This window comes from Rossellomorea vietnamensis, assembly GCF_001305855.1.
GTDB lineage: Bacteria > Bacillota > Bacilli > Bacillales > Bacillaceae_B > Rossellomorea > Rossellomorea vietnamensis_A.
The window spans coordinates 19,735-29,783 of the sequence record NZ_LIXZ01000029.1 but is presented as its reverse complement, the minus strand read 5'-3'; the positions used below and the strand labels follow the sequence as shown (position 1 = coordinate 29,783).

Genomic DNA, 10,049 nt, shown 5'->3' with positions numbered 1-10,049 from the left:
TGCGCTCGGCGTTCCAAAATGGAAGGCATATGAGTGGGGTAATACCCGAAAGGGTTATTGGAGGATCGCACAAAGTCCAATACTACACAAAACCCTTGGCAATTCCTTCTGGAATCGCCAAGGGCTTCTAAGTCTTATCGTTAGGTATGAAAGTCTTCGTCAATCATCTTGATTGAACCGCCGTATACCGATCGGTACGTACGGTGGTGTGAGAGGTCGGGGATTAATCATCCCCTCCTACTCGATTTCACCCATGTCCTTCAAACACCGGCATCAAGAAGAATACATAGGGAAAGGAGCAAGTCTTGTATGATCAGAGTTCAGAATGTTACGAAAGTTTTTGAGACGAAAGACGGCCCATTCACTGCTTTGAGGGATGTTTCCTTTGAAGTGAAGAAGGGAGAGATTTATGGCGTGATCGGATTCAGTGGAGCGGGAAAAAGCACGCTTGTCCGCTGTCTCAATTTTTTAGAGAAACCATCTTCGGGTGATATTTTCATAGAGGGTCGCAGCCTAAAGGATCAATCGGCAATCGATCTGAGGAAAGAGCGGCACCGCATCGGGATGATTTTTCAGCACTTCAATTTGTTTCAATCCCGGACGGTGGCAGGGAATATCGCCTATCCTCTGAAACTTGCAAAATGGCCGAAAGATAAAATCAACAAGAGAGTAAAGGAGTTGCTCGCATTTGTCGGGCTTGAAGACAAAGCGAAGCATTATCCAGATGAATTGTCAGGAGGGCAGAAGCAAAGGGTCGGGATAGCAAGAGCCCTGGCGACGTCGCCTTCGATTCTCCTCTGCGATGAAGCAACCTCCGCCCTTGATCCTCAGACGACAGAATCGATTCTCAATTTATTAAAGAGAATCAACGCTGAGTATGGCATTACGATTGTGATGATCACCCACGAAATGGGAGTCATCCGGGAAATCTGTGATAAGGTCGCGGTCATGGAAAATGGAGAAATTGTGGAAGAGGGAAGCGTCTTCGATATCTTCTCAAATCCGCAGACACGGACGACGAGAAACTTTGTGAAGAGTGTCATGAATGATCAGCTGCCGGCATCGGTTCTTGATAAATTGAATGACAGCAAGGAAGGGCGCATCTGCCGCCTCATTTTTAAGGGGGATTCGACGGGCACGCCGATCCTTTCTGAAACGGCAAAGAAATTCAATGCTCATATCAATGTATTATTCGGTCAAATCACGGAACTCCAGGGCAAGCCGTTCGGGAATCTCATCGTACAAATCATCGGTAGCAAGAAGGAAACAGAAGAGATCCTGGAATATTGGAAAAACAGATTATTCGTAAGCGAGGTGGAGAAGCGTGCAAGTTAATTGGGAATTATTTTGGCCAAGAATCATAGAAGCGACATGGGATACATTGGCGATGGTGTCATTCTCCCTCCTGTTTGCCACGTTGATCGGGCTTCCCCTCGGCATCATCGTCGTGGTGACGAGGAAGGGGCACTTACTCGAACATAAAGCCGTCTTTTCAGTACTCAGCAGCATCATCAATGTGTTTCGTTCGATCCCGTTCATCATCTTAATGGTGGCCATCATCCCCTTTACAAGATTGGTAGTGGGAACGTCGATCGGAACGGCGGCAGCGGTCGTACCGCTTGTCGTATTTGCGGCACCGTATATTGCAAGACTGGTAGAGAGCTCGCTCCTTGAAGTGGAGCCGGGGGTCATTGAAGCGGCGGAGTCCATGGGGGCCGGGCCGTGGCAGATCATCTTCGGGATCCTTATTCCGGAAGCACTGAGTACACTGGTCTTGAATATCACGATTGCCACCATCGGCCTTGTCGGCGCATCAGCCATGGCCGGGGCAGTCGGAGGCGGTGGCCTCGGAGATCTCGCCATCGCTTACGGTTATCAGCGATTTGAAACATCCGTCATGATTGTGACCGTCATCATTTTAGTCGTGATGGTGCAGGGACTTCAGACAGCAGGAAATACATTATCAAAAATCATCAGGAGACGATAGGAGAGAGGAATATGAAAAAATCAATCAGCCTGGCAAGTTTAGCTATTCTATTAATCACCCTAATATTGAGCGGCTGCTCGGGAAACAGTGCATCCGGCTCAGGTGAAAAAGAAGTTGTGAAAGTCGGAGTGAATGGATCCGGGGTGCCGATTTGGGAGTATATGAAAGAGAAAGCAGCGAAGGAAGGGATTGAAATCGAGATTGTGGAGTTTGCCGATTACGTGAGACCGAACCAGGCGCTGGCCGATGGGGATATCGATCTGAACGCCTTCCAGACGATTTCGTATTTTGATTCTTTCGTGAAAGAACATAATCTGGATCTTGTACCGATCGGCTCGACAATCATCGCACCGATGGGCATCTATTCGGAAAAATATAAATCGGTAGAAGACTTACCAAAAGGCAGCAAAGTAGCCGTTCCTCAAGAGGCGACGAACCTCGGCCGTGCCCTTCTCCTATTGAAGGAAGCAGGTTTGATACAACTGAAAGATGGATTTGATCAGTCACAAGGTCTTGAAGCCATCAAAGAAAACCCGAAGAACCTTGAATTCACACCGGTCGTCGCTGCCCAGACACCGAGGGTACTGCCGGACGTTGCGGCATCGATCATCAATAATGGTGTGGCAGTTGAAGCAGGACTCGTCCCGGTCGATGACAGCATCTATATCGAAGGGGCGGAATCCAAGCCGTTCATCAATATCATCGCAGCGCAGGAAAAAGATAAAGACAACAAGACCTATAAAAGAATCGTTGAGCTCTATCAGCAAGATGACGTAGCGGAACATATCAAGAAAACATACAAAGATTCCCTGATCCCGACATTCGTGCCGGTCAGTGAATTGCATTAGGAGGGAAAAGAGATGAGTCAACCAGCAGTGATTGCCGATCGTAAAAACAACATCGTCTCAGCAGTCGATCAATTGGCTGTGAAACTCGTGTCGACCAGCCATCAGATCCACGACAAACCTGAAATCGGAAACGAAGAGTTCTTTGCTTCAGAGACCTTGACCACCCTTCTTGAAGCCAACGGGTTCTCTATTGAAAGGGGAGTCGCAGGACATGAGACTTCCTTTGTGGCACGCAAACATTCCCCATCGCCCTGTCGTCCGTACTCAATGAAACAGGAGGGGAAGTGGTGGTGTTCGGGACTCCTGCTGAGGAAGGCGGCCCGAACGGTAGTGCGAAGGGCAGTTTTGTCAAGGCAGGCTTGTTTGAAGGAGTGGATGCCTGCATGATGGTCCATCCGTTCAACCGAACAACGCAGACAGGGAAAACCCTTGCGGTGGACCCCCTTGATTTCGAATTTAAAGGAAGATCTGCCCATGCGGCAGCTTCCCCTGAAGACGGGATCAATGCCCTCGACGGTGTGCTCCAGCTGTTCAATGGCATTAACGCCCTTCGCCAGCACGTGACCGATGATGTACGGATCCACGGCATCATCACTCACGGAGGCGACGCTCCCAACATCGTCCCTGACTACGCGAAAGCCCGCTTCTATATACGCGCTGCAACCAGGGAAGCGTGCAATGAAGTCACGAAGAAAGTGAAAGCGATCGCTGAGGGGGCGGCCCTTGCCACCGGGACGAAACTGAATGTCATCAAAATTCAAAATGAAGTTGACCACTTTCAGCTCAACCGACGTTTCGACAAAGTATTCCAGCGCTCCATCGAGTCACTGGGCGAACAATTCGACGATACGGAACGAAAGGGACTCGGCTCATCAGACGCCGGAAACGTAAGCCGGGTGGTCCCGACCATCCACCCCTACATCAAAATCGGGCCCGAATCCCTCGTCGTCCACACGAACGAATTCAGGGAAGCGGCTAAATCCACCGAGGGTGACCGTGCCCTTGTGATCGGGGCAAAGGCACTTGCCTTAACGGGGTATGAACTGTTGACGGATAAGCAGCTTTTAAAGGAAATATGGGAAGAGTTCGGTACAAGTAACTAAGGAAGAAAAGACAGCCACATCATGGCTGTCTTTTTTGTGTATTCGGAGCTTAGTAGAGAATGTTCCAATGTTTAACAAAAACCTTAAGAGGATAATGAATAAATGAGAGATAGTATCGTAGAAACCAAAGAAAGGAGAATGACATGAAAAAACTAATGATAGCAGGAAATCTTTTCTTCGCACTCTCGATACTGGGAGCATGCGGTTCAGAAGAGGCCGAACCCGAAGAAAATAACTCAGGCGATACGGCAGAAATGAGTGACCAGCAGGAAACGCAGGAAAAGGAAGAGCCGGTAGCGGAGTTCCTCAGCAGTGAGAAGCTGCAGGAACGTATCCAAAAGGGAATGGATCTCGATTCCTATTCTGCTGAATTAACAGCGATGGAGGAAAAAGGAAAAACCACCCTCGTCAAAAAATACAATTTGACCGGGAATGAAGAAATCAAAGCACAAGTCCTCCAATCGGCAGACGGGTTTGTTGCAGTTGAAACGGATGGACTTGAAGTGACAGACGTCTCAAACTTCAAATCCATGCAGGAAGTCGAGGATCATTTGAACGAGAAGGATATGGAGGAAGATATGAGCGAGTAAACATTAATAGAGCATTCGATATTTTTCTTAGTGAAATCCGAACTAATTTACCTTAAAGGAGTCAAATTAGTTCGGTTTTTTTTTATCGTTTATCTAAATTAAGTCCTAAGTTGTTTTAATCGTCTCTCCTCTAGAACAAACGTATGTACCTATTACCATTAAACATATCATAGCTAACCCTACCAAAAATAATGGCATGGGTATAAACCGGCCATATATTATACCGAAACATCCTGCTAAGCCTGAAAAAATAAACCATAAAGAGCAATCTTTATTTGGATCTTCCTGAGCATTCAACACACAATCAAACACGCAAAAAGTATAAAAGCCTGGATAAAAAAGGGCAAATTCATAATTTACCTGGTTTAAGGCTTGAAGGTGTTCACCATTGAAGGAAAGCATAATAGCTGCATTAATATGAGAAAGCCGATTCACAATATGTTCTAGTAATAATAATACTATTCCTTTTAAAAAGTCCCGATTATATATTTGTCCAAGACCAGGCATGGTAAATGATAAACAGGCGGCAAAGAAACGATGTTTCAAATATCACACATCCTTATCCGTTCAAATTAAGGTATTCAGTGATCTATTGATGAACACTTCGACATTTTATCCAGAAATAAATTTAAAAAACAATAAAATGGTTATTGTGCTTCTGTAATTAAAGCGGGATAGAGAACATTGACCCAAAAACAGCTGATAAACCATTAATCCTTATTCTTTGGAACAATGGTGTTATCAGATTTTCTAATTAATGCTATAAATGCTCGAGAAATAATTAAAGTCAAATTTAGTGTTATAAAACTTGTATAAATATTCCAACCGTTTTTAAATTTTATTAAGCTTGTTCGTGTTTCGAAAAAATACTCCATTATGCTCATTGGTACACTAAAATAGAAAGATTTAACTATTATCCCCAAGACATTAGATGTCTTTGTAGCTTGGTTATAGGACACACATACTATTGGGAAAAGTAAATAGTCAAAAATAAAGCTAATGTCAAACCATTTAAATAAATTTACAGGATAAATGACTTTATCTTTCGTGACTGCTAATTTATCAAGGATGGAAGCAATATATCCTTTAAATAGAAAAATTAACATCCAGTCTTTAGTGGGAGGTTTCCTTATTAATTTAAAAGACATAAACAACCCTAAAACCATTAAAAACCTTAAAGTATTTTTTTCAAAACGCTGTCTCATTATTCGAGCCTCCCTTATTTATAGATGGAAATAGATTTTTTTAAATTCCATTGTTTGTATTGAGAGCAGTTTTTATTAGCATCACACCAAACATGATAATTTTTATGTTCTACAAAAGAAAAAAATATATGTATTTAAAATAATGAGGAATCACTTCACATGATGGTAAGGGCATCGCCGTACGGTGTGATCATACAAGTTCGACGACACTTTTGAGACCGACCAAAAGAACATTCTCCCTCAGAGCCAAAAAGTAGAGTGAAAATCGTCCCCGGTTTGCAAAAGGCCATTTAGAATAAGAGGATTGCTCAAAATCATAATATTTGAAATAATTGGTATTGGAAGACGGTTATTCATTATATATAGAGGTGGAATCACATGCCCAAAATTGACAATATGCTGGCCATTCTCTGGATGCTACGTTCAGGTGAAAAAGTGACAGCACAGCAAATCTCTGAAAAGTTAGAGATGAATATAAGGACGGTGTATCGTTATATTGATACCATTTCAACAAGTGGCGTACCTAAAAGTGGGGATGGCTCCGTCTCTACCTATTTCTTTCAATTCATTCTCTTGAAAGTCAAATAGTAGAGTGAGAACCGCCCCTGCTTCACTAATAGCAATGGAGGAACCCTCGTCAAAAAATACAACTTAACCGGGAATGAAAAAATTAAAGCATAAATCCTCCAATCCTCAGACGGGTTTGTCGCAGTCGAAACCGATGGATTTGAAGTCACAGACATCTCAAGCTATAAATCCATGAAAGAAGTCGAGGATCATTTGAACGACAAGGAAATGGAAGAAGATATGAATGAGTAAACGTTCCATACCAGGTGTAATCCAATAATAAATATATAGATTAAGGGAAGCGTTGATCTAACAAGGATTAACACTTTTTCCTTTGAAGTTAATGAATTGAAGGGCAGGTTAATACAATCAAATCAAGAATATCTACATCGCCTCCCTAAATGAAACATCCTGTTCCAGCGTAATTTAACAGTTGTTAAGCTTCATATTAATCTCCTTCATTGCTTTTGAGGTTTGTACATGGTTCAACCAATCTTCTACTACCGTTTCATGCCCTTCTATCAAAATTTCGACTAAATCCATATCCTTTAATTTTGTATAAAGATGTTTTGGTTCACCATTTACTTTTGCCCCGTACATCCTTATTGCTATTGAAGGATCTAAAAAAAATGCAAAATCTAAGGCGGTTGAACCATCGGGAAGGGAAACTACGTCCATTTTAGGAGTGTAAATTGTAATATCATTTTGCAGTAATTCGAATGAGATCAATTCATAAAATTGTATAGGATCATTCGAAACAGCCTTAACAGACTGAATTGAATCTCTTAGCAAATCGGAACTGAGCACTTGTATTTCTGCGACAGAAAGTTCATTAAGTAAATGAAATATACTCTCATTCAAAGAGCTTTCCGTTTTGATTTCAAAGTTGACCTCAATATCTTGAACCATGACGGAGGTTTTAAGATGGCTATGGAATCTCTTTCGCTGACCTGAAATCTCATCTCTAAACATATTTGGAACAGTCTGAATGAGTTATGTATGATTCCTAAAAGTGTATAACAGTTTATTGGGGTATCTGTGATGATATGAATGGTGAAAAGTTTAGAGAGAGACTTTCCTTGAAGTTTTGAATAAGAAACGTAGATGGGTGCAGAATGCCATTTCATGTCTACAGTAAGAGGTATTTGGTTATTTTCTAAGATGTGTCTTTTACAATAATGAAAGATGTTGGAGAAAATTTTTTCATAATTAACTTTAAGATTCTTTACACTTACATACCTTTGAGGGTTCAGATACTTAAAAGCAAGTTCCTCGAGTTCCGATTGGAATTCAATTAACCCTAACCGTTCACAAAGAGGAGAGAAAAAGATTAACGTTTCATTTGCGTAAGGAACTTTCTTTCGATTTTTTTAATACCAAGAGTTCTCATATTGTGAAGCCTATCTGCTATTTTAACAATCGCTACCCTAATATCCTTGGATGCGTGTAATAGTAGTTTTTCGGAATTCAAAGCACTATAGAGCTCTTTGTCTATGAAACCTTTTTCAAACTTCGTTAATCCATCTACAATCAAGGCAACCTGGGGACCAAACTTGTTTTTAATATCCTCTAAGGAGCAATCAGTATCTTCAACAACATCATGAAGGAGAGCTGCTATAAGAGTTGTAATGTCCGCTTGATAATCCATCAGAATTTCACACACTGTAAATGGATGACAAACATAAGGTTCTCCAGTAGCCCTTTTCTGTCCCAGATGTGCTCGTTCTGTAAAATCTAGAGCACTTTTAAAAACATTAAACTCCTCGGGTGTTAGCTAAACAGCCTTTTCAATCAAAGAATTTCTTAACTCCATTACCATCTTATCTACTCCAATTTTTATTTTGGATAATTATAACATTTAAGGTGAGTGGGGAGATAATAATTTATGAAAAATGATATGTTAGTTAGTTCGCTTTTATCGTTGAGCCTCTAATCTGAGAACATATTCGCTTTCATAGAGTAGGGACCGTTCCGTTTCTTCTTTTTCTTTCTACTAATTTCCCTAAAAGCAAAGAAGTAGCGTAAGAAACGTCCCCGGTTTTCATTAAGTACAGCTCCTTGCTTAAAGGGCATTCTTCCATAAGGGCCATTTAACGGAACAATTCTTTCTTACAGAATAAACTCAGATAGCCACATTATTCTCTTCCTGATTAAAGAATTAAGAGAGAGTTTTCACTCTCCCTTTGATTTGTTTTTCTTATTATCCAGTTTTAAAGAAAGATCTCTCAGGATACTGTTTCTTTCCTCTTGAATTTTGATAAAGCTTATTAAGAACCAAGAAATAAAGACAATTGGTATCAAATAAGAAAGTAATCCTAGAGGTAGCATGAGATCGTAATAATCCATAAAATTATCTCTCCGATTATTGAGTTTGGATAATTATAACATACTGTTTGAAGTGAACAATTCAGTTTAAAGTTTTTCTTGAGTAAGCTGCTTTATTTTGAAATAATTGGTATTAAGTTAAAGGGCAGTTTAATGGAGTTATTCGAATCCAAAATAACTTGGCTTCGGTCTAATTTAGAAAGGAAAAACAAAGAAAGACTCAAGAGAATTGAAGAGGGGGAATGAAAAGATGAACAAATACGGTCTATTATCAGTATTAATGGTGCTAATTAGTTCAGTTGCATTTCTGATACTAAGAGGACCTAACGCTGATTTATCGTTGGCGATTACCATTTTGGGTATTCTTTCGGTATTAGGAATCGTTTTCGCTGTCCTTTCTAAAAAGTGGTTATCAGGGATTTTAGGTGTAATGACGAATGGAGCAGTTCTTGTTTTTGTATTTTTCTTATTATTAGCAAAGGGCATAGGCGGTTGAGTCAATACATTTTCTTTAATTTTTCTCAGTAAATAAAAAGCTAAATGTTTAAGGGGAGATTGTTGTATGAGGGATTTATTGGGGGATGCTGTAACATCTATGGAAGTTTTAGGTGCAATTGTGATCTTGTTTTTTCTTCATTTTCTGTTTGCAAAGTTTAAAAAATTTTTAATCACTCCTTTCGTCATAATGCTTCTCGGTTACATCGCTTTTATTATAGGGATTGTATATATTAGAGGTTGGACTGGAATGGGATGGATGGTTTGGGGAAATATCATAATGGCAATTGGAATTCTTTTTTACCTTGTGTTGGAGATATTTTGTATCTTCCGTAACCGGGCTTATAAATGGAAATCAGCCGAATGACCAGCTTATAGAAGAGGATTCTTCCATTATCGTTGGCGTTATTTGAAGATGAGGTCAAAATAAGACCCACTTTGTAATTAAGTAGTATTGAAGTTTATATTTTAAACTTCAATACTTTTTTTATGAAAATAAATTAAAAAATGAAACCATAACAAAACCCATAAAGTCTTAATAGAGGAAGGCAGGTGTAAGTAGTTGGAGAAGAAAATTAGCCAATGGAATATTACGAATAAAAAAACATTGCTGGAAGAATTGATGAATAAATACGAGAAGGATGTTTTTTTGCTGGCATATTCTTTTGTGAAGGAAAAATCGCTGGCTGAGGACATATCACAAGAAGTATTTATAAAGTGTTATAGATCAATTGATGGTTTCAGGGGAGAGGCTTCTCTTAAATCCTGGATCTATAGAATTACGGTCAACACGTCGAAAGATATGTTAAAAAGAAAGAGTTTCAACGTTTTGAAGTACCCGAAATGGTTCTTTGAAAATCTGCAGCGCAGTGGGAGTTCAGAGGAAGCAGTTTTAAAAAGGGATTACTTCTTGAGTCTGTATTGAAGTT

Annotated in this window: 11 protein-coding genes and 3 pseudogenes; 10 read left to right on the top strand and 4 right to left on the bottom strand. The window is 40.4% G+C overall.

What is annotated here, in order from left to right; translation table 11 throughout:
- The 6 genes and pseudogenes from AM506_RS23235 to AM506_RS20795 all read left to right on the top strand — a co-directional run.
- Window positions 1-172: pseudogene (locus AM506_RS23235) on the top strand (group II intron reverse transcriptase/maturase); the annotation flags it as partial.
- A 137-nt stretch (window positions 173-309) separates the two neighbouring features.
- On the top strand, window positions 310-1,335 hold the full coding sequence (locus AM506_RS20815; protein ID WP_060674925.1) for a methionine ABC transporter ATP-binding protein: 1,026 nt from the start codon (window positions 310-312) through the stop codon (window positions 1,333-1,335).
- Window positions 1,325-1,987 (top strand): methionine ABC transporter permease, encoded by a 663-nt coding sequence (locus AM506_RS20810; protein WP_060674923.1) that lies wholly within the window; start codon window positions 1,325-1,327, stop codon window positions 1,985-1,987. Before AM506_RS20815 ends, AM506_RS20810 begins: the two co-directional genes overlap by 11 nt.
- Before the next feature lie 11 nt (window positions 1,988-1,998).
- Window positions 1,999-2,835, top strand: a complete 837-nt coding sequence (locus tag AM506_RS20805) for a MetQ/NlpA family ABC transporter substrate-binding protein (protein ID WP_060674920.1) — start codon at window positions 1,999-2,001, stop codon at window positions 2,833-2,835.
- Between the two features lie 12 nt (window positions 2,836-2,847).
- Window positions 2,848-3,938, top strand: a pseudogene (locus AM506_RS20800) (M20 family metallopeptidase).
- A 143-nt stretch (window positions 3,939-4,081) separates the two neighbouring features.
- Entirely contained in the window at window positions 4,082-4,528 is a 447-nt protein-coding gene (locus AM506_RS20795; protein WP_060674917.1) for a hypothetical protein, read from the top strand.
- A 105-nt stretch (window positions 4,529-4,633) separates the two neighbouring features.
- Here the strand turns inward: AM506_RS20795 and AM506_RS20790 are convergent, their stop codons facing one another.
- Together AM506_RS20790 and AM506_RS20785 are read right to left on the bottom strand one after the other, a co-directional pair.
- A complete protein-coding gene (locus AM506_RS20790) occupies window positions 4,634-5,074 on the bottom strand; it encodes a hypothetical protein (RefSeq protein ID WP_235576169.1) in 441 nt (146 codons plus the stop codon).
- A 164-nt stretch (window positions 5,075-5,238) separates the two neighbouring features.
- Window positions 5,239-5,733 (bottom strand): CBO0543 family protein, encoded by a 495-nt coding sequence (locus AM506_RS20785; RefSeq protein WP_060674915.1) that lies wholly within the window; start codon window positions 5,731-5,733, stop codon window positions 5,239-5,241.
- Between the two features lie 378 nt (window positions 5,734-6,111).
- On the opposite strand from AM506_RS20785, the pseudogene AM506_RS20780 reads away from it, so the two are divergent.
- Window positions 6,112-6,258: pseudogene (locus tag AM506_RS20780) on the top strand (helix-turn-helix transcriptional regulator); the annotation flags it as partial.
- Window positions 6,259-6,726: 468 nt separating this feature from the next.
- On the opposite strand, the gene AM506_RS20775 reads toward AM506_RS20780, so the two are convergent.
- Window positions 6,727-7,272 carry a TGS domain-containing protein gene (locus AM506_RS20775; RefSeq protein ID WP_060674911.1) on the bottom strand — a complete coding sequence of 182 codons (546 nt, stop codon included), beginning with the start codon at window positions 7,270-7,272 and terminating at the stop codon, window positions 6,727-6,729.
- Between the two features lie 358 nt (window positions 7,273-7,630).
- Window positions 7,631-8,014, bottom strand: a complete 384-nt coding sequence (locus tag AM506_RS20770) for an HD domain-containing protein (RefSeq protein WP_082386459.1) — start codon at window positions 8,012-8,014, stop codon at window positions 7,631-7,633.
- A gap of 861 nt (window positions 8,015-8,875) precedes the next feature.
- Here AM506_RS20770 and AM506_RS20765 point away from each other — a divergent pair.
- The 3 genes from AM506_RS20765 (at window position 8,876) to AM506_RS20755 (ending at window position 10,045) form a co-directional block, all read left to right on the top strand.
- Window positions 8,876-9,121 carry a hypothetical protein gene (locus tag AM506_RS20765; protein ID WP_060674907.1) on the top strand — a complete coding sequence of 82 codons (246 nt, stop codon included), beginning with the start codon at window positions 8,876-8,878 and terminating at the stop codon, window positions 9,119-9,121.
- 66 nt (window positions 9,122-9,187) lie between these two features.
- The gene (locus AM506_RS20760) at window positions 9,188-9,487 is read left to right on the top strand and encodes a hypothetical protein (protein WP_060674906.1); all 300 of its coding nucleotides are present in this window, start codon (window positions 9,188-9,190) and stop codon (window positions 9,485-9,487) included.
- Window positions 9,488-9,682: 195 nt separating this feature from the next.
- Window positions 9,683-10,045, top strand: a complete 363-nt coding sequence (locus AM506_RS20755) for a sigma-70 family RNA polymerase sigma factor (protein WP_060674904.1) — start codon at window positions 9,683-9,685, stop codon at window positions 10,043-10,045.
- Window positions 10,046-10,049 lie beyond the last annotated feature (4 nt).

Excerpts from the sequence above, each read along its gene's own strand:
- AM506_RS20815 (WP_060674925.1), top strand. The coding sequence starts at position 310 with ATGATCAGAGTTCAGAATGTTACGAAAGTTTTTGAGACGAAAGACGGC.
- AM506_RS20795 (WP_060674917.1), top strand. The coding sequence starts at position 4,082 with ATGAAAAAACTAATGATAGCAGGAAATCTTTTCTTCGCACTCTCGATA.
- AM506_RS20805 (WP_060674920.1), top strand. The coding sequence starts at position 1,999 with ATGAAAAAATCAATCAGCCTGGCAAGTTTAGCTATTCTATTAATCACC.
- AM506_RS20760 (WP_060674906.1), top strand. The coding sequence starts at position 9,188 with ATGAGGGATTTATTGGGGGATGCTGTAACATCTATGGAAGTTTTAGGT.
- AM506_RS20775 (WP_060674911.1), bottom strand. The coding sequence starts at position 7,272 with ATGTTTAGAGATGAGATTTCAGGTCAGCGAAAGAGATTCCATAGCCAT.
- AM506_RS20765 (WP_060674907.1), top strand. The coding sequence starts at position 8,876 with ATGAACAAATACGGTCTATTATCAGTATTAATGGTGCTAATTAGTTCA.
- AM506_RS20785 (WP_060674915.1), bottom strand. The coding sequence starts at position 5,733 with ATGAGACAGCGTTTTGAAAAAAATACTTTAAGGTTTTTAATGGTTTTA.